Genomic DNA, 325 nt, shown 5'->3' with positions numbered 1-325 from the left:
ACGAACGCGGGATCGACGTCAGCCATGAAGCGGTTCGGTTCTGGTGGCACCGGTTCGGGCCGATGTTTGCCGCCGAAATCCGGAAACGCCGGATCGAGGGGATGCGGTCGAGCCAGTGGCGATGGCATCTCGACGAGATGTTCGTGAAGATCAACGGCGAGAGACACTACTTGTGGCGGGCTGTCGACTACGAGGGCGAGGTCCTCGAGAGCTTCGTGACGAAGACGCGCGACAAGAAGGCGGCCCTGAAATTCCTACGGAAATCGATGAAGCGCTACGGCCGGCCGGACACGATCGTGACGGACCGGCTTCGGTCCTACGGCGC

1 protein-coding gene is annotated in these 325 nt (G+C 62.5%); it reads left to right on the top strand.

The window, feature by feature from the left end; genetic code table 11:
• Positions 1 to 325: DDE-type integrase/transposase/recombinase (locus P1J78_RS25690; RefSeq protein WP_275570123.1), on the top strand; the 325-nt coding region annotated here is incomplete at both ends.

This window comes from Psychromarinibacter sediminicola, assembly GCF_029168335.1.
GTDB classification, from domain to species: Bacteria; Pseudomonadota; Alphaproteobacteria; order Rhodobacterales; family Rhodobacteraceae; genus Psychromarinibacter; species Psychromarinibacter sediminicola.
The sequence above is the reverse complement of the archived record's forward strand: the minus strand, read 5'-3'. Positions and strand labels throughout refer to the sequence as shown.